Annotated in this window: 17 protein-coding genes; 9 read left to right on the top strand and 8 right to left on the bottom strand. The window is 44.5% G+C overall.

Annotation, left to right across the window (positions count from 1 at the left end):
- Positions 1-10 precede the first annotated feature (10 nt).
- The 3 genes from OQJ75_RS06505 to OQJ75_RS06495 all read right to left on the bottom strand — a co-directional run bounded on the left by OQJ75_RS06505 (position 11) and on the right by OQJ75_RS06495 (position 4,181).
- Positions 11-1,435, bottom strand: a complete 1,425-nt coding sequence (locus tag OQJ75_RS06505) for a phosphomannomutase CpsG (RefSeq protein WP_265971754.1) — start codon at positions 1,433-1,435, stop codon at positions 11-13.
- A gap of 14 nt (positions 1,436-1,449) precedes the next feature.
- Complete coding sequence (locus OQJ75_RS06500; RefSeq protein WP_265971755.1) at positions 1,450-2,985, bottom strand: mannose-1-phosphate guanylyltransferase/mannose-6-phosphate isomerase; 1,536 nt, start codon at positions 2,983-2,985, stop codon at positions 1,450-1,452.
- Positions 2,986-3,065: 80 nt separating this feature from the next.
- On the bottom strand, positions 3,066-4,181 hold the full coding sequence (locus OQJ75_RS06495; RefSeq protein WP_265971758.1) for a mechanosensitive ion channel family protein: 1,116 nt from the start codon (positions 4,179-4,181) through the stop codon (positions 3,066-3,068).
- 186 nt (positions 4,182-4,367) lie between these two features.
- Between OQJ75_RS06495 and OQJ75_RS06490 the strand changes: the two genes are divergently transcribed.
- Entirely contained in the window at positions 4,368-5,024 is a 657-nt protein-coding gene (locus OQJ75_RS06490; RefSeq protein ID WP_265971760.1) for a potassium channel family protein, read from the top strand.
- A 19-nt stretch (positions 5,025-5,043) separates the two neighbouring features.
- Positions 5,044-6,411 carry a TrkH family potassium uptake protein gene (locus OQJ75_RS06485; protein ID WP_248392982.1) on the top strand — a complete coding sequence of 456 codons (1,368 nt, stop codon included), beginning with the start codon at positions 5,044-5,046 and terminating at the stop codon, positions 6,409-6,411.
- An 80-nt stretch (positions 6,412-6,491) separates the two neighbouring features.
- Here the strand turns inward: OQJ75_RS06485 and msrB are convergent, their stop codons facing one another.
- Positions 6,492-7,634, bottom strand: coding sequence for a peptide-methionine (R)-S-oxide reductase MsrB (gene msrB, locus OQJ75_RS06480; protein WP_265971761.1), 1,143 nt, complete (start codon positions 7,632-7,634; stop codon positions 6,492-6,494).
- 199 nt (positions 7,635-7,833) lie between these two features.
- Here msrB and OQJ75_RS06475 point away from each other — a divergent pair, with 199 nt between their 5' ends.
- Positions 7,834-8,232 (top strand): OsmC family protein, encoded by a 399-nt coding sequence (locus OQJ75_RS06475; RefSeq protein WP_017068628.1) that lies wholly within the window; start codon positions 7,834-7,836, stop codon positions 8,230-8,232.
- Positions 8,233-8,361: 129 nt separating this feature from the next.
- On the opposite strand, the gene OQJ75_RS06470 is transcribed toward OQJ75_RS06475, so the two are convergent.
- The 4 genes from OQJ75_RS06470 to phnW form a co-directional block, all read right to left on the bottom strand.
- Positions 8,362-9,429 carry an OmpA family protein gene (locus OQJ75_RS06470; RefSeq protein WP_248376014.1) on the bottom strand — a complete coding sequence of 356 codons (1,068 nt, stop codon included), beginning with the start codon at positions 9,427-9,429 and terminating at the stop codon, positions 8,362-8,364.
- 333 nt (positions 9,430-9,762) lie between these two features.
- Positions 9,763-10,581, bottom strand: a complete 819-nt coding sequence (gene phnX, locus OQJ75_RS06465; protein WP_265971766.1) for a phosphonoacetaldehyde hydrolase — start codon at positions 10,579-10,581, stop codon at positions 9,763-9,765.
- 114 nt (positions 10,582-10,695) lie between these two features.
- Positions 10,696-12,117, bottom strand: a complete 1,422-nt coding sequence (locus OQJ75_RS06460) for an aspartate aminotransferase family protein (protein WP_265971768.1) — start codon at positions 12,115-12,117, stop codon at positions 10,696-10,698.
- Positions 12,117-13,220, bottom strand: coding sequence for a 2-aminoethylphosphonate--pyruvate transaminase (gene phnW / locus OQJ75_RS06455; RefSeq protein WP_248392986.1), 1,104 nt, complete (start codon positions 13,218-13,220; stop codon positions 12,117-12,119). Before phnW ends, OQJ75_RS06460 begins: the two co-directional genes overlap by 1 nt.
- A 400-nt stretch (positions 13,221-13,620) precedes the next feature.
- Here phnW and OQJ75_RS06450 point away from each other — a divergent pair, with 400 nt between their 5' ends.
- The 6 genes from OQJ75_RS06450 (at position 13,621) to OQJ75_RS06425 (ending at position 21,030) form a co-directional block, all read left to right on the top strand.
- Positions 13,621-14,631 (top strand): putative 2-aminoethylphosphonate ABC transporter substrate-binding protein, encoded by a 1,011-nt coding sequence (locus OQJ75_RS06450; protein WP_032545450.1) that lies wholly within the window; start codon positions 13,621-13,623, stop codon positions 14,629-14,631.
- 120 nt (positions 14,632-14,751) lie between these two features.
- The gene (locus OQJ75_RS06445; RefSeq protein ID WP_265971770.1) at positions 14,752-16,173 is read left to right on the top strand and encodes an FAD-dependent oxidoreductase; all 1,422 of its coding nucleotides are present in this window, start codon (positions 14,752-14,754) and stop codon (positions 16,171-16,173) included.
- Between the two features lie 227 nt (positions 16,174-16,400).
- Entirely contained in the window at positions 16,401-17,510 is a 1,110-nt protein-coding gene (locus OQJ75_RS06440) for a putative 2-aminoethylphosphonate ABC transporter ATP-binding protein (protein WP_010428765.1), read from the top strand.
- A 21-nt stretch (positions 17,511-17,531) separates the two neighbouring features.
- The gene (locus OQJ75_RS06435; protein ID WP_416340669.1) at positions 17,532-19,241 is read left to right on the top strand and encodes a putative 2-aminoethylphosphonate ABC transporter permease subunit; all 1,710 of its coding nucleotides are present in this window, start codon (positions 17,532-17,534) and stop codon (positions 19,239-19,241) included.
- 68 nt (positions 19,242-19,309) lie between these two features.
- Positions 19,310-20,014, top strand: a complete 705-nt coding sequence (gene phnR / locus OQJ75_RS06430) for a phosphonate utilization transcriptional regulator PhnR (RefSeq protein ID WP_017075809.1) — start codon at positions 19,310-19,312, stop codon at positions 20,012-20,014.
- A gap of 113 nt (positions 20,015-20,127) precedes the next feature.
- Complete coding sequence (locus OQJ75_RS06425) at positions 20,128-21,030, top strand: multidrug transporter (RefSeq protein ID WP_265971772.1); 903 nt, start codon at positions 20,128-20,130, stop codon at positions 21,028-21,030.
- Positions 21,031-21,220 lie beyond the last annotated feature (190 nt).

The following is a 21,220-nucleotide window of genomic DNA, read 5'->3' as shown; positions in this document are numbered from 1 at the left end:
GTTTGTATTCTTAAATGAGAAAAGACAGTAGCTCGTCGACTTTAAGTGATAGCAAAGCTCTATCTTGTTTTGTTTCAACGTTAAGGCGTACTAATGGCTCGGTATTGGACTTTCTCAAGTTGAAGCGCCATGTGCCCATATTGATGCTGATCCCGTCTGTGTGATCGATCTCAACGGCATTATCTCGGTAGTGCGATAACACGCAAGCCATGACCTGCTCTGGGTCTGATACTCTTCGATTGATCTCCCCGGAAGAGGGGAATCTATCTATACTGGTACTCGTCAATTGGTGAAGAGATTGTTGAGTTTTCGACATTAGTTCGATAACCAATAGCCAAGGAATCATGCCTGAATCGCAATATCCAAAATCACGAAAATAATGGTGCGCACTCATTTCGCCACCATAGACGGCATTTGTTTCACGCATCTTCTCTTTAATAAGTGCGTGCCCCGCTTTAATTCCAATCGCTTTTCCACCATGCGTGTTAGCGACTTCAATCGTGTTCCATGTCATGCGCATATCGTGCAATACAGCCGCGTTAGGCTGTTTGACCAAGAATGCTTCAGCAAGCAACCCGACAATGTAATAACCCTCGATGTAATTGCCTTGCTCATCAAAGAAAAAGCATCGGTCGAAGTCTCCATCCCAAGCAATTCCAAGGTTGGCAGAATGCTCTAAAACGGCATCTCGAGTGGCTGCTTGGTTCTCTCTAATTAAAGGGTTTGGAATACCATTTGGGAAGTTTCCATCAGGGGTATGATGAACCTTGATGAAGGTGATAGGGACACCGAGTTCGTTAAATTTCTTCTCTAAAGCATCAATGACATGTCCTGCAACGCCGTTTCCTGCGTTAACCACAATCTTCATCGGTGACAGCTTTGATGGGGTTATATACGAGAGTAGGTGCTCTACGTATGGAGCAAGAATACTGGCCGTTCTACAAGAATAAGAGGGTTGTACATGGCTGATAGGTAAACCGCTATTCAGCTCTTGATCCAGAACCTCAATGCGTTGTTTTATTACATCTAAACCATTGTTTTTACTAATCGGACTCGCACCTGCACCTACTAATTTCATTCCGTTGTAATTGATTGGGTTATGGCTTGCCGTAATTTGGATTCCGCCAATGGCGTTAAGGTGTCGAGTTGCAAAGTAGACCTCTTCAGTACCAGTTATACCTAGGTCTATTACGGTTATCCCAGACTCGATTAAGCCTTGGGTTATGGCTTCTTGTAATGAAAGGGACGTTTCTCGGTTATCACGACCAATCACCACTTGAGCCAAGCCATCGAATGAAGTTTCAGGTGTCGTGGGTAGGACGTATTCGCCAAATGCCTTGCCGAGCAGGTAGGCAAAATGGGCATTGATTTGCTCACCAATGATGCCGCGGATATCGTTGTTCTTGAAGCAGCTAAGGTCTAATGTTGATTTCATTTGTTGTTGCTGCTTTAGTTCGATTTGTTGATTTGAGGTGAGTCAGGTTGTTCGTCTCGCACATCTCGGCCATAGCTATCTTGATATCGAATGATGTCGTCTTCACTTAAATGACTGCCTGTTTGTACTTCAATCATCTCGAGTGGCAGACCCCCTGGGTTCTCTAGGCTGTGAATATGGCCTAAAGGAATGTAAGTGGATTGATCTTCTTCAACCAGATAGGTTTTCTCATCGTTGGTCACTTTCGCAGTCCCTGCTACGACAACCCAGTGTTCCGCTCTATGATGATGCATCTGTAGCGATAACTTATGACCGGGTTTTACCGTGATACGTTTTACTTTGTCGCGTTTACCTAGGTCGATTACATCGTATTTACCCCAAGGTCTAAACACCTCACGGTGATGAACATGTTCTGTGCGACCAGCTTGGTTCAGTTTACTAACAATCGATTTTACACCTTGAACTTTATCTTTATTCGCAACCAATATAGCGTCTTTGGTTTCGACAATAATTAGGTTTTCGACACCCACAGTTGCAACCAGTTTATTTTCAGCATGGATGTAGTTGTGCTGAGAATCGACAGTCAACACATCGCCTTCAATTACGTTGTTGTGCTCGTCCTTATCACTCACATCCCAGATTGCAGACCATGAACCAATATCGTTCCAACCGACATCCATCGGGATTACTGCGGCGTGTGAGGTCTTTTCCATCACGGCGTAATCGATTGAGTCACTCGGACTGTTTTTGAATGCTTCAGCGTCTATACGGATAAAGTCGAGGTCGGTATTTTGCTTGGACAAAGCGAGCTTACAAGCAGCCAAGATCTCTGGGTGATGTTCCGAAAGCTCTTCAAGGTAGCGAGATGCTTTGAACATGAACATGCCACTGTTCCATAAGTACAGCCCTGAGCGAATGTACTCTTGTGCTGTCGCTTGATCGGGTTTTTCAACGAAGCATTCAATAGCGTAAGCGTGATGAGCTGATTGCTCTTTAGCGTTGGTATCGGTCTGAACGAGAGGGGAAAGAGGTTCCCCCTGTTTGATATAGCCATAACCCGTTTCTGGTGCGTTGGGTGTTATACCGAATGTCACCAGTTTGCCTTGCTTCGCGTAATCAACACCACGACTAATCACTTGTTGGAATTCAGAGGTGTTAGCGATGTGATGATCGGCAGCCAGTACTAATAAAATCGGGTCTGATGCATTCTGCTCATTATGGGTTGATTTATCTAAAGCTTGTAATGCCGCTAATGCGATGGCAGGAGCCGTGTTTCGACCGACAGGCTCTAGCAAAATACCACTGTGTTGGATGTTAGTCGATCGAGCTTGTTCCGCAGCAATAAAGCGGTGTTCTTCGTTACAGATAATGAAGGGAGCGGCACACTCGGTATCACTTAAGTGCGCTTCAAGGCCTTGCAAACGCAAAAGGGTTTGCTGAAGCATAGATTGCTCACCTGCGATGTTGAGGAACTGCTTAGGGTAAAGCTCGCGAGATAGTGGCCAGAGGCGGCTACCAGAGCCGCCAGCTAGAATGACAGGTAAAATCATATCGTGGTAATTGAGTGCCTTGAAATACTGGCGTCATGTTACCACGCTTCACTGTTATTATTTATCGATAAGAAATTTACTTATCGATGACCTTCTGGATTGGAAATGACCATGTCCTGAGCTTCGCTAAAACCTTGCGGGTCGATTTTAAGTGTTTGAGTTGGGAACGCGATATCAGCATTATGTTTGTGAATAATCGCTAGCACCTGCAGCAATACATCTTGCTTAACTTCATGGTATCTCACCCAGTTGACCGTTTTGGTGAAGGTGTAGATAAAGAAATTAAGCGTTGATGGTCCAAACTTATCGAAGTTAACGATCAGCGTCTGCTTAGCATCGATGTCAGGGTGCGTTTCAAGCATGGCTTTTACGTCATCCACAATCAGAGCCAGTTTGTTTGCATCTTGGTAACGCAGCCCAAAAGTCTCATTGATTCGGCGGTTCAACATTCGCGATGGGTTCTCCACCACAATGTTGCTGAATACCGAGTTGGGTACGTACAAAGGGCGTTTATCGAAGGTGCGAATGATGGTCATGCGCCAGCCAATGCGTTCGACAGTACCTTCAATTTGACGATCGGGAGAGCGTATCCAATCACCGACTTTAAACGGGCGGTCGAAGTAAATCATCATCCCACCGAAGAAGTTCGACAGTAAGTCCTTAGCCGCTAAACCGACGATCAAGCCACCAACACCACCAAATGTGAGCAAGCCTGATAGGCTGAGCCCAAACGCCTGCATAATGGTTAGGCCACCCATCACCATAAAGAACAGGCGAGCGACTTTCGCTATAGCCTGTACTGTGGTTTCGTCTCTGGTTTTTTGCTCTAAAACATAGGCTTCAGTGTTTGTGATCATTCGTAAGGTAAACCAAACGAAGGTACAGATAATCAATATGTGTTTAAGCGTTTTTAACCAGTTGATTTCGTTGCCAAACTGGTCTTGAAGGATTAGCCCGACAGATACTGTAGCAGGCCAACACCAAAGCAACGTGCTGACAGGGGTTTTTAGTGCCTCTAGCAGTAGATCGTCCCAGTGGAATGGGGTTTTTTGAACCAGAATTTCTAAGCGATTATGGATAATTCGCCAAGCTACCCAAGCGAGAAAACTCGCAATAGTGATGAATAGGACGCTGTTTGCCCAATCACTATGGCTCTGGTTGATGTAGGTTTGTACTTGGGTTATGAATTCATTCATTGTGTGTGCTGCCGCAGAAATTATGAATTGGAAATTAGCAGAAACTCGAGTTGTTCTCTACCTTTATAAATCAAGCGATTATGACAATAGTATAACCTTATTCTTACAGAACTGACTTTTTTTGAGATAGAAACTAATGTAGGTTTGGCTATCTCGTGTAATTAAAATTTCTCAACAGGATTTCAAATGAGCGACAAACAATATGCAGTTATCGGTTTAGGGCGATTTGGTTTATCTGTTTGCAAAGAGTTGCAAAGTTCAGGTGCACAGGTACTTGCCGTCGATATTGATGAAGAGCGGGTGAAGGAAGCGGCGGCTTTTGTTTCACAAGCGATTGTTGCGAACTGCACGAGCGAAGAGACAGTGAAAGAGTTAAGACTCGACGATTACGACATGGTGATGGTGTCGATTGGCTCTGATGTTAACTCAAGCATTCTAACGACTTTGGTGGTGAAAGAATCTGGAGCAAAAGCAGTCTGGGTCAAGGCGAATGATAAGTTCCACGGCAAGATCCTCTCTAAGATTGGTGCTGACCACATCATTATGCCCGAGCGAGATATGGGTATTCGCGTTGCACGTAAAATGTTAGATAGACGCGTTCTTGAGTTTATCGACCTTGGCAGCGGCTTAGCGATGACGGAGATTGTTATCGGTGCCAAATTGCTGGGCAAGAAACTTGGCGACCTTAAGCTGTGTAAAGAAAATGGTGTAGAGGTACTTGGCTTCAAGCGAGGACCGAACCTCACTAAAGCGCCAGAACTGGAGGTGAGTTTAGAAATTGGGGATGTGGTGATTATCGCTGGGCCGAAAGAGACTTTATCTAGAAAGCTACGCAATTGGTAATTGGCAATAAGGTAACAGTATGAATTCGTTAAAACGAAAAGGTACTTTCTACACGCTTAAGAGTGATAAAAAGCCACGTAAAGGCTCTGAACCTAAGATTATCCTTACGAGCTTCTTAGGTGTACTTATCCCCTCTGCAATATTGTTGACGCTGCCGGTATTCTCTGTGACAGGCCTAAGCTTTACGGATGCATTGTTTACAGCAACCTCGGCGATCAGTGTGACAGGCTTAGGTGTTGTCGATACCGGTGAGCATTTCACTTTGGCGGGCAAAATCTTACTGATGTTCTTGATGCAAGTCGGTGGGTTAGGGCAAATGACCCTGTCTGCAGTGTTACTTTACATGTTCGGAGTTAGGCTAAGCCTCAAACAACAAGCCCTGGCGAAAGAAGCGCTTGGCCAAGATCGTAAGATTAACCTTCGTAAATTAGTTAAGAAAATCATCATCTTTGCATTAGTGGCTGAATTTATCGGTTTTGTATTGCTTTGTTTCCGTTGGGTGCCTGAGATGGGATGGGCAACAGGCAGCTTTTATGCGCTATTTCACGCGATATCCGCATTCAATAACGCAGGTTTTGCGCTGTTTTCAGACAGTATGATGAGTTTTGTCGATGATCCATTGGTGATCTTTACCTTAGCTGGCTTGTTTATTTTTGGTGGGCTAGGCTTCACTGTCGTTGGGGACCTATCGAGTAACTGGCGTAAAGGCTTTCAACATCTACATTTACACACCAAGATTATGCTAACTGCAACACCTACTCTATTGTTGGTCGGTACGGTGATGTTTTGGCTGTTGGAGAGGAATAACTCTGCAACTATGGAAGGTTTATCGACTCAAGGGCAGTGGTTAGCGGCATTCTTCCAATCGGCGAGTGCTCGTACTGCTGGATTTAATAGTGTGGATTTGTCTCAGTATACGCAACCGGCATTATTGGTGATGATAGTACTGATGCTGATTGGTGCTGGTTCGACTTCTACTGGTGGTGGTATTAAGGTATCGACCTTTGCGGTTGCATTTGTCGCGACTTGGACTTTCTTACGTCAAAAGAAGCATGTAGTGATGTTTAAACGCACGGTTACTTGGCAAGCGGTAACAAAGTCATTGGCCATTATTGTGGTCAGTGGGGCGTTATTAACCACTGCTATGTTTTTGTTAATGCTTACTGAAAAGGCTGCGTTTGATCGAGTTATGTTTGAGGTGATTTCTGCCTTTGCAACCGTTGGCCTAACAGCAGGCTTAACTGCGAACCTCACGGAGCCTGGTAAATACATCATGATTGTTGTGATGGTAATCGGGCGTATTGGTCCTTTGACCTTGGCTTATATGTTAGCTCGTCCAGAACCTTCCTTGTTGAAATACCCAGAAGACACGGTGTTAACGGGTTAATAAATAAAGCTCTGCAAATGATAGAAAGCCAGCGATATGCTGGCTTTGTTGTTATGGTTTTATCGTTAATTGCTGAATGTTTATCCCTCAAACATCTCAACGTATTCCTCATAACCTTCTTCTGCTAATTTATCCGCAGGGATAAAGCGCATCGCAGCTGAGTTCATGCAGTAACGCAAACCTGTCGGTTTAGGGCCATCTTTAAATACATGACCTAGGTGAGAATCACCAAACTTACTGCGAACCTCTGTTCTTGGGTAAAGCAGTTTGTAGTCAGTAGTTGTTACCACATAAGCCTCGCTGATTGGCTGTGTAAAGCTCGGCCAACCTGTACCTGATTTGTATTTGTCTTTTGAAGAGAACAGTGGCTCACCAGTTACGATATCAACGTAAATACCTTCTTGTTTGTTATCCCAGTATTGGTTGTCAAACGGGCGCTCTGTTGCATCGTCTTGTGTGACATCGTACTGAAGTGAGGTTAGCTTCGCTTTAATCTCAGCATCAGACGGTTTAACGTAGGTCTTAGCGTTGGCTGTCGCATTTTTGCTGTCGATGATCTGGCGGAGTGTTTGCGGGTTCTCTTTTCTATCGTCACCGAAGATTTTATCTAGGTACTGATCGCGACCAGAAGCATAGCGGTAGTAGTTGTAACGAACTTTACTCTTCTTGTAATAGTCTTGGTGATAGTCTTCCGCTGGCCAGAATTTTTTAAATTCAATCAGTTCTGTTTTTAGTGGTTCACCAAAGATATTAGCTTTGTCGATCTCCATCATGAAGTTCTGAGCAACATCTTTTTGTGCTTGGTTATGATAGAAAATAGCCGGTCGATAATGACGGCCTCGGTCTACAAAAGAGCCTTTGTCATCGGTTGGGTCGATGTGTCTGAAGAATTGGTCAAGAACTTGTTCATAGCTAACAACATCAGGGTTGTAAGTCACGTTGATCACTTCGATGTGACCAGACTTGCCTGAGGATACTTGTTTGTAGGTTGGGTTTTCTAGTTCACCACCAGAGTACCCAGAGATAACGTCGGTGACGCCTGTCAGCTTTTCTAGGTCGGATTCTGTACACCAAAAACAACCACCAGCCAGTGTCGCGATTTCACTTTTACCTGAATTAGCTGTTTTATCCATTGTATTGGCAGTGCCAGTCTGGCTTACAAACAGCGAAATCAGTGGTAGCGCAACCACGAGTGATACCAATATTTTAGATAATTTATTCATAGATACCTCATCTTGACGTTCTTCTCATTCGATTTTGAATGTACGAATAGAGACAGGTTTTAGATGGAAAAAATTGCATCATTCACGAAAAAATATGTTATTGAGAAAATCTTGCTCATAAATGCCGCCAGTAGTAGGGTGTAGGCATTGATATAAAATACTAGCTAATGATGACGTTTTCGTACATCTAAGGAACAGCATGCAAGCAGAAGTTAAATGGGTCGAAGGCTTTAAATTCCTAGGTCAATCTCAATCAGGTCACTCTGTCGTGATGGATGGAAGTGGTGGTGCTACTGCGCCAAGCCCGATGGAAATGGTGTTAATGGCGGCTGGTGGTTGTAGCTCTGTTGATGTGGTTGATGGTTTGAAATCTGCAGGCCAGAACATTACAGGCTGTAATGCAAAACTTGAAACAACACGTCGTGAAACCGCACCAAAAATCTTTACCGTTATTAATATTCATTTTGAAGTATCGGGTGACAACCTTGATCCTGAGCTTGTTGCTAAAGTTTGTGCGGATTCATTAGAGAAATACTGTTCAGTATGTCTGATGCTAGGTGCTGGCGTAGAAATGACTCACAGCTGGGAAATCGTCTAGTCTTCTGATTGTACCTCTGGTGTTAGGTTGACTTTTGCAGCTTAAGATTTGGGACAAAGACAGATTAATAAAAGGGCGGAGCACTTGAAAGTGTTCCGCCCTTGTTACCTTAGCTAAGGTAGAGTGCTGTTATTCAGCCGTTTCTACGATAACTTCTTCAACTTTCACTTCTTGCTGGTATTCAAAAGCAGGGATCGTTGTGTCAACACGACGGTTTTGAGCACGACCTTCAGCTGTATCATTCGATGCAACTGGGTTTTCTTCGCCTTCACCTGTTGCAGTGATGCGGTCTGCTTCAATACCTTGCTCTTCGATGTATGCAGCTACAGCGGCAGCACGTTTCTTAGATATCATCATGTTGTACTCTGCCGCACCTGTCGAGTCCGTATGGCCAACAACTTCAATTGTTGATTGAGGGTGCTCTTTTAGTACTTCGACTAATGGCATCAATGCAATTTTTCCGTCTGTAGACAATTCCGTACTATTCGTTGCAAACATCTCTTGAGAATGACTCTCTGTTTGGGCTTGAGTAACAATTACTGTCGTTTTCTCTTCAATAACAGCAGGCTCTGTGATTTGCTCAGATGGTGCTTGAGTCACTGCTACTGCCGAAGCTGCAGCAGCCGCTGCTGATGCGGTTGTATTACCAGTACCGAAGTTGTAACTAACACCGACCGACAACAGGTTCGAGTTGAGATCTTGAACGTAGTTGTCGTCGAAATCATCAAAGTATTGGTATTCAACACGCAGTGCCCAGTCAGAAGATAGTTGCTTTTCAACACCGATACCGGCTGTAAGAACAACGTCATCTTCGCCGCCGTGTGAAATGTATGCAGGACCTGCTTTGAAGAATACGTCAAATTCTTGCTGTACTGGTAAGCGGTACATTGGCGTTAGTGAGATTGCGATTAGTGGATCGCTGAACGCAGCTGTTGTACCGTTTTTTGTAAAACTTGTCTTGTAGTCACCAAGGAAGTCTGAGCTTAGCTCAATGCCAAACTTCTCATTAAAATTGTAGCCAGAGTAGATACCGGCGCCGATTGCATCATCATCACATTTGGCACCAGCTACACATGCGCTGTCTAACCAGCCCATGCCAACTTTTGCACCAACGTAAGTGGTTGCAGCAATTGAAGGAGCGGCAGCTAAGCCTGAAGCGGCAACGACAGCACACATGATTTTTGACAGTCTTTTCATAATCTTATCCTTGGATTAACTATTGTTGTTATCTGAACTTGCCAGTAAAACGATCACTTATTAGTTAATGACACTGCTTGTAATAAGTAAATCAAGGCGTTGATTCAGGTTGACCTATTTTTTACTCAGTACTTATATTGTTAGTCTGATTGCGTATCGCAGTCAATGAAATTGTTAAAAATTATATGTTTAAGGTGTTGTTTACTGTGTTATTTGTTAACAATATGTTGTCTCAAATGTTGGAAAAAAAGAAACCTCGTATTATTTCTAGGCAATACGAGGTTTCTTTTTATGTGTATCGAATGTTTGGTTGGGTAACCTGAACAATTACCGTTATGGGCGTTCGCCAGCTAACAAACGTTTTTCAATATCTGCAATGACACCTGGTAGGTCTGCAATGGTATCGATTAGGTAGTGTGGGTTTGATTTGTTTAGCTTAACGCTTGCTTTTTCACGTGCAGCGGCAAGTGTTGTCTCGTCTGCATCTAAATATTCTTGATAAGTTAAGCCTGCTTCGTTCCCAGATAATACGAGTCCAACTGTCCACATGCCTGCATTGTGACCTTCATCGATCCCCGGTGCTGCATCGTCTACTTTTACACACGCAGCAACGCTGGTTACACCTAGGTCGATTACGTTTTTCAGTGCCATAAATGGAGCTGGGCGACCACCTTGAGGTAAGTCATCGGTCGCTACTACGTTATCTGGTCGATAACCGTAATCTGCTGCTGCAGGAATTAAAACATTCATCACCTCACGTGGGTAACCTGAACAAGAGCCGATCTTCACGTTCTTCTCTTTTAGGTTATTGACCACTTCTATCGCATTCAAAATAGGTGCTGCGTGATCGGCTACTTTCGCTTTTTGAAGAGGCATGAATGCCGCGTAGATCGCGTCAACGTCTTCACTTGTCATTGAACGTCCGAACTGAGCCTTCCAGCGAACGTCAACAGCAGGATTTCGACCTACTGCTTGAATGTGATCCCATTTGCCGATCCCCATAGGCTCACGCGCTTCTGCTAAGTCGATATCAAAGTCGAAACCTTGTCTGAATGCTTCAACGAAAATACTGGTTGGAGCAAATGATCCAAAATCAACGATAGTGCCAGCCCAGTCAAAGATAACCGCTTGGATAGGTGATGTTGTGTTCATAGTCGTGTCCTATTTCTGTTCTCTCCCAGTTAAGGTTGTTCTGGGAGATGAGTGATTGTTTTAGGTTATTGGTTGCTTGAAATTATTACTTAAACGCATGCTTTAAAAGGTGATTTAAAGGTATTCAAAGTCTTTGCAGACTTTTGCTATCGCTTTTTCGAATACAGACAGAGCGACTTCTAGTTCGCTGCGGCTGATGATCAATGGCGGGCTTAATTGAATCACGTTACCTTGTGACACCTTAAAGCTCAGGCCATCGTTCAGACATTGGTAAAGTACGGCTTCTGCTTCATCGAACGCTCGGGTTTTGGTGATATGGTCGGTGACCAATTCCACACCCCAAAGCAGGCCGATGCCGCGAACGTCACCAATAACTGGGTATTTCTCTTTCATTTGCAGCAGTTGTTCACGAACGAATACGCTGTCTGCTTGCACTTTTTCAAGTAGGTTTTCTTGTTCAATTACTTCCATGGTTGCGAGTGCTGCCGCGCAGCCAATAGGGCTTTTCTCATGGGTGTAATGACCCAGTGAGACTTGCGCTGCCGTGTTGTATTTATCTTTGGTGACCATGGCTGCAATTGGAACCAAGCCGCCGCCAAAACCTTTACCGATACAAAGAATGTCAGGTTCGATATCAAAAGCTTGGTGTGTAAACCATTCGCCACTGCGACCCATGCCGTTTGGAATGTCGTCGATGATCAACATGACGTTATGCTTATCGCAGATCTCACGGATGCGCTTCCAGTAAGCTTTGCTTGGTACTTGAACATCGGTGTTACGAACAGCTTCTGCGATGAAGGCTCCAATACCGCCTTCTTTTTCAATCACATACTCAAGGTAATCGGCGTAGTGCACATCACATGCGGTCTCGTTCGCATCGCCTGAGTTTTGCCCGCGAAGCGAAAAAGCACCACGATAGGAAACCGCTGGTGGAATACGTTCTACGCCAGCCATTAACGGCCCCATACCTTCACGAAAACAGGCTTCACCACCCACTGAAATTGCATCGAGTGACGCGCCATGGAAGGAATCCCACAATGAAACGACTTTGAAGTTGTTGGTGACATGTCTAGCCAGTTTGAGTGCCATGCCGATAACAGAAGTACCACCTGGCGCAAACAAAACACGGTTTAAGTCGCCACCACAGATCTGCGTGAGCTTTTCAGCGCACTGAACGGCAGTTTCATTGGTGAAGCGACGCGGTGAAAACGGCAATGACGCCATTTGCTGAGTCACTTTATTAATGATGTGTGGGTGGCCATAACCTAACTGATGAACATTGTTGCCGTGAAAGTCCATGTACTTCTTGCCCGTCGCATCTTGAATATAGATGCCTTCAGCGGCTTCAAGTGTATCTAGACACGGCGTTGACATCGCTTGATGAAGAAATACGTCAGAGTCACGTTTTAACATCGCTTGAGTCGCATCATCGTTTAGCGATTGGTTCCATTTCTCACGTGCTGGCGTGGTGTTCACATCGCCTTCGCTTCTAAAGTGTGTCGTCTTTAGAACTGGTTCTTGATTGGTCGTGGTCATTATCTGATATCCCAGTACATAGCGTTTTTCACTGCGCCAATGAGGGCTTCAATGTCTGACGGGTAAACTTCACCAATGTTACCGATGCGGAAGCAGTCCGCGTTTGAAACCTTGCCCGGATAAATTACAAACCCTTGCTCTTTCAAACGGTCATAGAATTCCTTGAACTGGTAATCGCTATGAGTTGGAGAATAGAAAGAGGTGATGATCGGTGAATGAAGGTCATCATTTAGCAGAGGTTCAAAACCGAGAGAGCGCATACCTGTAACCAATGTGGTCTGGTTGGTTTGGTAGCGGTTATGACGAGCTTCAATGCCGCCTTCTTGTTCCAATTCAAGTAGAGCTTGGTAGAAAGCGCGCACTGTATGAGTCGGAGAGGTGAAGCGCCATTTACCGTGGTTGCTTTCCATACAGTGCCATTGGTCAAACAGATCAAGGCTTAATGAGCGAGCTTGGCCTTTGCACTTCTCCAGTTCTGATTGCTTTGCAATAACAAAGCCGAACCCGGGTACACCTTGAATACACTTATTTGCTGAGCTGATCATGTAATCGATACCCAAGTCAGCAATATCCATAGGAATACCGCCAAAGCTCGACATCGCGTCAAGAATGACGGTTTTGTTGTGTTGTTTTGCCAATTTGGCAATCTCTTCAATTGGATTAAGCATGCCAGTCGTGGTTTCACAGTGCACAATCGCAACGTGAGTAATGTCTGAATCCATGGCCAATACCGTTTCCATTTCGTTCAAGTCAGGCTGTGATGTTTCACCTGGGGAAACGACATGGCACGGAATGTTTAAATATTCTGCGATTTGAGCAATGCGAGCACCATACGCCCCGTTATCGACAACAAGAAGCTTACCGCTGTTAGAGATAACGCTACCGATTGTTGCTTCAACTGAAGCAGTGCCGCTGCCTTGCATTAATACACTTGTATATCCCGCCTGCTTAGTCGCCAAAGTCACAAGCTTGCTACGAATCACTTCAACAACGTCTTTGTTGTATTCATCATCCCAAGTACACCAGTCTTTTAGCATCGCTTGGCGAACGGTTTCAGAAGTAGATAGAGGACCCGGTGTCAGTAGTAGGTATTCGTTTCTCATGTTCAATTCTCGTGATTTGTATTTTGGACTATACCAGTATTTTTAGTTACTTTAACAACTAATTTAAGCAGTCGTAAATAGCCCAAACGTTATTTTAACAAAAGCTTAATATTCAAATTTGTCACTTGTGTTGAGAAATTTTCCGATCTTTAAATTGCCATTTTTTGTTCATTTAACCGTCATAAAAGTCGATTAGGTTAATACTCGCAATCTGGTACATACCAATGTAAAGGCGTGTACTAACAACCTAAATGAATTTATGGATATAGGCGCCTCTTAATGAGGCTTCTAATTTAAGAAACGTTAAACATTGGTTGCTTCCAAAACTAGGCAGCTTTAAACCTCGATAACTTTTAATTTTGGCAACTTCTCACTTTAGAGTTGAGCCTGACTGGAGAAAATGATGAAAAACCGTTTTATGAAAGGATCACTTGCAGCGTTAGTAACTCTACTCGCTGGTAATGCTTATGCAGCACAGGAAGTGACGGTTTACACTGCTTTTGAAACTGACATTTTAGCGAAATACAAAAACGCATTTGAAAGTGAAAACCCAGACATCAACATCAAATGGGTTCGTGATTCAACAGGGATCATGACGGCAAAATTATTAGCTGAGAAAAACAACCCTCGCGCAGAGGTCGTTTGGGGACTTGCAGGTTCTTCAATGGCTCTGCTTAAAGAAGAAGGCATTCTGAAACCGTACACACCTCAAGGTGTAGAAGCATTACGCGCTAACCTTAACGACCCGCAGTCCACTCAAGCTTGGTATGGTAATGACGCATTCTTCAATGCAGTTTGCTTTAACGAAATAGTTGCTAAGCAATTGAACCTACCGGCACCTAAGTCTTGGGATGACCTAACGAAGCCTATCTACAAAGGCCACATTGCTATGCCAAACCCAGCGTCTTCTGGTACGGGTTACATGCAAGTGTCGGCGTGGCTACAAAACATGGGTGAAGACCAAGGTTGGAACTACATGCAGAAGTTAGACCAAAACATCGCTCACTACACGCACTCTGGATCTAAGCCATGTGTTCAAGCGGGCATGGGGGAAGTTGCTATCGGTATTTCTATGGCGAGCCGTGGCGCTAAGCTGAAAACTCAAGGCGCTCCACTTTCAGTGATTACGCCTGAAGGTATCGGCTGGGAATCTGAAGCGGTAGGTCTTGTTAAGGCTTCTGATGCGGCGCAGCGCGTTGTTGATTGGTCTATCTCTAAAGCCGCAAACGAGCTTTACATCGAAATGTACCCAGTTGTTGGTCACCAAGATGTGACAGCAACAATTGAAAACTTCCCTAACGTCGAAAAGAACATGGCAAAAATGGACTTTGCACGCATGGGCAGCGAGCGTGCAGACGTTTTGAAAACATGGTCTGAGAAGTTTGACGCTAAATCAGAGCCTAAATCTTAATCTGATGACCTATTCAGTTAATTAACTATTGAGTTCATTAGAAGTTAGAAATCAGTAAAGGAAGGCTTCGGTCTTCCTTTTTTAGTTTTACGCCTTTAGGTTTTTAGTAAGGTACAACAAATGAAAAAGCACTACTCATATTGGTTCAAGCAAGCATTGGAACAGGAATTTGGCAGCATCAACGCGGGGCTAGAATCCGCTAAACCGCTTCAAAAAGACGTTAACTGTGATATCGCTATTGTCGGCGGTGGGTACACCGGTTTATGGACGGCGATTTTAATCAAACAACAACAGCCTCAAAAGCACGTTGTGGTGATTGAAAAAGGCTTGTGTGGCAGCGGTGCTTCCGGCGCCAACGGCGGGTGTATGTTGACGTGGTCAACGAAGTATCCAACGTTGAAGAAGCTTTACGGAAAAGAACAAGCGAAATGGTTGGTTAAGGAATCTGAAAAGGTCATTTACGAAATAGAAACTTTCTGTAATGAACATAACATCGATGCGCATCTGTATCGCAGTGGGACTTATTACACCGCGACCAATGAAGCGCAAAAGGGTGGAATGGAACCTGTTGTTAATGAGCTGGTTAAGCAGGGGATCAATAGCTGGAAGAAGTGCGATAATTCTTTGGTTGATAAAGCGGGATCTGATCGCCACATTGAGGGTTACTACTCAGAAGCTGCGGGCAGTATTCAACCAGCGTTATTGGCTAGAGGTTTACGCCGAGTCGCGCTCGAACTGGGTGTCGAAATTCACGAAAACACAGAGATGACATCACTCGATTATGGCTCCCCAGCTCGAATTCAAACCAAAGGCGGTTCCATATTTGCGGATAAAGTGATTTTGGCACTCAATGCGTGGATGCTCGATCACTTTAAAGAGTTCAAACGCAGCATAGTGGTTGTCTCTTCCGATATGGTGGTGACCAAGCCTATCCCTGAAAAGCTCAAGCAGTTTGGCCCAGAGAAAGGAGCCGCAGTGGTCGACTCACGTATTTTTGTTCACTACTACCGAGACACCCAAGACGGGCGACTCATGTTGGGTAAAGGTGGCAATAAGTTCTCGTTTGCAAATCAAGTAGAAAGCATGTTTAACCAAACGACCAACTACCTGCCGATTCTCAATCAATCATTCCAAAAGCTGTTCCCTAAACTGGAGCAAAGTGAATTCGATTACAACTGGTCAGGCGGCTCAGATCGTTCGGTCACCGGGTTGCCATTTTTCGGTAATCTAAAAGGCCAAAGTAATATCTATTATGGGCTTGGTTACTCTGGCAATGGTGTTGCTCAAACCCGTATAGGCGGGAAGATTTTGTCAGCAATGGTACTCGGAACCGATAATGCTTGGACGTGTTGTGGGTTAACCAAAGGACCGCTTGGGCATTTCCCACCGGAGCCATTCCGCTGGGTAGGTGCCATGATGGTGCGTGATGCGGTACGAAGAAAAGAGAACGCGGAAGATTCGGGTAGCACGCCATTGTGGCTAGATAAACAGTTATCCAAACTCGCAGGTGCGGCGGGCAAAGCCGACAAGGTTGAATCATAGATTAATCTAGCGTTTAAATTAGAAGTTTGCATTGAGGCTCTCAGTGGTTTATGGGCAAGTCACTGAGGGCTTTTAACGTTGAACGAACTGTTAATGCAGAACAAATAGCAATCTTTAATGCTTATTATATCTGCAATATAACTGTCATTTAGCTACTATAAATTTGTCACTCAACTGCAATATTCTCAGTTTAAATTTGGTATATACCATATAGAGAGTGCTGTAGTATGAGCAACCAAACTTATTTGAATATTGAAAACGTTGTAAAGCAATTTGGCCAATTTACAGCGTTAAAAGACATCTCCCTATCGATAGATAAAGGCGAGTTCGTCTGCTTCCTTGGCCCATCTGGTTGTGGAAAAACCACCTTATTACGTGCGATTGCTGGCCTAGATTTACCAACCTCGGGCTCTATTGAGCAGAACGGTAATGATACGACCTTTTTGCCACCAGAAAAGCGTGACTTTGGCATCGTGTTCCAGTCTTATGCTTTGTTTCCAAATCTCACCGTTGAAGAGAACATCGCGATTGGGTTGAAGAACCAAGGTATGTCGACCAAAGAAGCTCTGGAAGCGGTAGAGTCTTGGTTAGAAACCATTGGTTTACCAACATCTGGCCAGAAATACCCGAATCAATTGTCAGGTGGACAACAGCAACGTGTGGCGCTCGCTCGCGCATTGGCTCTTTCTCCAGGCTTGTTGTTACTGGATGAACCGCTGTCTGCATTGGATGCGAAGGTAAGAACACACCTGCGTGATGAGATCTGCCAACTGCAACGCAAGTTGGGTATCACCACTATTATGGTGACGCACGACCAAGATGAAGCCTTAACGATGGCTGACCGCATTGTGGTGATGAATCATGGTGTTATCGAACAAGTAGGTGCTCCACAAGAGATTTACCAAAAACCAGTCAGCCGTTTTGTTGCTGAGTTTGTTGGCAGCATGAACTTCATTCAAGCTTCTGTCGCGGCTCAAGGCAAGATACGTATTGCTGAGTCAATGCTACCATTACCTCACTTAGATAATCTCACGCCAAATCTGGGTGATGTTTTCGATATTGCCGTTCGTCCAGAGCAAATCCAGTTTGTGGATCGTTTTAGTGAATCCTTGCCAGTGAGAATTGTATCAAGCGAATTCTTAGGGGCGTTTTATCGTGTTGAGTGTCAATTGCAACATGACTCAACGGCGAAAGAGATCATCGTTGATGTACCCGTTAAAGAGTTTAATCGATTGAAACTGCGTCGCAGTGATATTCGTTACGTGGCGTTTGATCAAGAAGGCCTTAGAGCTTACTCATCGAAAAGCCTGCAAGTGATGAAAGACAAGGCGGCGTAAACAATCATGGAATCGACTCAAATGATGCAATCTAAGCTGCTAGTTCAACGACGAGTACAGCCTTTTCTGGCTCGATTAAGCAAAGACAACGTAATTCTATTTGGTCTGCTGGCCTTTTTGTCTGTGGTCATGACGTTGTTTATCCTGATGCCACTGTGGGCAATGTTGAAAAAGAGTGTTCAGAACGCAGATGGCGAATTTGTAGGTTTACAGAATTTCGCAACGTATTTTGCTTCTCAAAGCCTTTGGCAATCGGTAGGCAATACGTTCACGCTTGGGTTGTTAGTGACCGTTGTCGTGGGGGTACTAGCGTTTGGTTATGCCTATGCTTTGACTCGTTCATGCATGCCTTTCAAGGGGCTTTTTCAAGTGCTGGGTTCTGCGCCTATTCTTGCTCCTTCATTGCTTCCTGCCATCAGTTTGATCTTCTTATTTGGTAACCAAGGTATCGCTAAAGAAGTCTTGGGTGGCAACTCGGTTTATGGCTTGATTGGTATCTCACTGGGCCTGATATTCTGGACGTTTCCACACGCCTTAATGATTTTAACTACTTCATTGAGAACCTCTGACGCTCGTCTTTATGAGGCGGCACGTGCACTCAATACTTCATCGCTAAAAACCTTCTTCATGGTGACGTTACCTGCGGCAAAATACGGTTTGATAAGTACCTTGATCGTTGTGTTTACGCTGGTGGTTTGTGACTTTGGTGTGCCAAAGGTGATTGGAGGCAGTTATAACGTTCTATCGACAGACATCTTTAAACAAGTGGTAGGGCAGCAGAATTTCTCTATGGGCGCGGTGACCAGTATCATCTTGCTGTTGCCTGCATTATTGGCGTTTACCGTTGATCGCTGGGTTCAAAAGAAGCAGAAGAGCCTATTTGATACTCGCTCTGTCGCTTACCAACCAGAGCCAAGCACTATGCGTGATGGGTTGTGCTTTCTTTATTGCGCCATCATATCGGCGGCTGTGATTATTGTGTTGGGTATGGCGATATACGGGTCAATGGTCACGTTCTGGCCTTGGAACAAGGCGTTAACACTAAATAACTATAATTTTTCTGAGATGAGTACTTATGGTTGGACGCCATTCTTCAACTCTTTAACGCTAGGTGCATGGACAGCAATTATCGGCACGGTATTGATTTTCTTGGGTGCTTATTGCATTGAGAAAGGCAGAGCATTTGGCCCTATTCGTCAAGCAATGCAAATGCTCAGTGTGGTTCCGATGGCCGTTCCGGGTATGGTGTTGGGTTTGGGTTATATCTTCTACTTCAATGATTTGAGTAATCCACTCAACTTCTTGTATGGCACGATGGCATTCTTGGTGATTAATACGGTGGTTCACTACTACACAGTCGGCCACATGACAGCGTTGACTGCATTAAAACAACTACCTGATGAAATTGAAGCGACCGCAGCCTCGGTGAACTTACCGCAATATAAGCTGTTCTTTAAGGTGACGGTGCCCGTTTGTCTGCCTGCGATTTTAGATATTATGACATACCTGTTTATTAATGCACTTACCACGACATCTGCGGTAGTATTCTTGTATTCTACCGATACGATACCTGCGTCAGTTTCAGTACTGAATATGGACGACGCGGGGCAAACGGGTGCAGCAGCTGCCATGGCAGTGATGATCATGATATCGGCAGCGAGCGCGAAGTTGATTCATATGTTAATCAACAAGTTATTCGAGAAGCGCACCCAAGCTTGGCGTAAGCGCTAGCGAACCATTTTATATTGCAGTTGGCCAAGGAATGGCTGACGACAAGAACAAGAATGAAAGGAAATGAAGTGCAGTACGTAAAAATCAAAGATGTCATCGTAGAGCAGATAGAGTCGGGGATGTTAACGCCACGACAGAAGCTACCTGCTGAGCGTAAACTGGCTGAATCGTTCGATACCACACGTGTTACGTTGCGTGAAGCCTTGTCTTCACTTGAAGCGGAAGGGCGTATTTATCGAGAAGATCGACGAGGTTGGTTTATCTCTCCTGATCCGCTTCGTTACGATCCTACGCAAACGTTGAACTTCACTAACATGGCTTTGTCTCAGAACCGTAAGCCGAAAACAGAGTTGGTGTCGGCGAAAGGGATGTTAGCAACCAAGGAAGCGACAAAGCTTCTTAATCTTCAACCGTTCTCAGATGTTTATCGAGTGGACAGAGTTCGCTACCTTGAAGACAGACCGGTTGTGTATGTGACGAACTACATTCGACCTGAGCTGTTCCCTAACTTGCTTGACTACGACTTGTCTAAATCGTTGACTGACATCTACCGAGAGCACTTTGGTGTTGTGTATCAGAAGATCCGTTACCGCGTGAGTACAACGTCTTTGCTTGGCGAAACAGCCCAAGCACTGCGTGCGACCTCAGGGTCTCCGGCTATGGTGGTCGAGCGTGTTAACTACAATCAAGATGGTGATTTGATTGACTGCGATATTGAATATTGGCGCCACGACGCGATCAGTATCGAGTCGATAGCGCAGTTAGAACGTTAAATGTGCTAGTTAGTTCTTAGTTTTTATAGATTCATTGGAAAGCCTCTTACTCGGAGGTTTTTTTATCACTTATGTTTAGCCATTCGCTGATCAATTAATAGAACAGGAACGAAATGGAAGTCTCTGCCATTGTTATCGTGATTATTTCAGCTTTGCTGCATGCGGGTTGGAATGTTCTAGGCAAGTCTAATCAAGGATCGGGTTCGTCTTTTTTTCTGGCTTCTGGCTTTGCCGCCGCAGCGATTTTGACGCCATATTTGATTTGGTATGTTTACAGTGTTGGCTTGTTAAATATCTCACTTCCATTTTGGCAACTGGTTTTCTTGAGTGGGATTTGTCAAATCGTCTATTTGATTGGGCTAGGGACTGCCTATAAACAAGCAGACATCGGCGTGATTTATCCAATGGCCCGAGCTCTTCCGGTTCTAATGGTTGGCTTGGGTACAGTGTTGATTGGTTATGAACTGTCGTCTAATCAATGGATTGGGTTCACCTTGATTACCTTGGGCTGTTTGTTTGTCCCGTTGAAGCAATTCTCTGAGTTGAGGCTTAAGGCCTACCTAAACCTTGGCGTGTTGTGGGCGCTCATCGCCGCAATAGGTACCACGGGTTACTCGATTATTGATAAAGAGGCACTTCTATTATTAGAGCCTCTAAGCACGCCTAGTATCACTAACAAGCACACCGCGATTTTCTACCTAGGTATTCAGTTTTGGGCGATTGTGATTCCGCTGAGTGTTTGGTTGCTTGTGTCGAATCAAAGAATCGAATTCCATAACGCTTGGATACTGCGTAAAAGAGCAACACTTGCTGGCATCATGATGGCTTCGACCTATGGCCTAGTATTGTTTGCGATGACCATGACAGAAAACGTCAGCTTAGTTGTTGCACTTAGACAAGTAAGCATCATCTTCGGCGTAGTGATGGGGATCTACTTTTTAAAGGAAAAGTGGCATGCCACTCGCGGTGTAGGCGTGGTTTTTATCATTGCGGGCTTAGTTATCTCACTGATTTAAAAAATTTTTTAATTCACTTTTCTACTTATAATGTGACTTTCCAGTCCCATTATCCTTGTTGATAGCAAACGTTTTACTAATGTTAAAGATGTGATCCTTCTCATAGACAAGGCTGTAAAGTTACCGGTAACATCCATCTCAACGTTACCGGTAACATATAATAGCAAGCCGGACTCTGTGAAACTCATAA

The organism is Vibrio sp. 14G-20 (assembly GCF_026241515.1).
Taxonomy (GTDB): Bacteria; Pseudomonadota; Gammaproteobacteria; order Enterobacterales; family Vibrionaceae; genus Vibrio.
The sequence above is the reverse complement of the archived record's forward strand: the minus strand, read 5'-3'. Positions and strand labels throughout refer to the sequence as shown.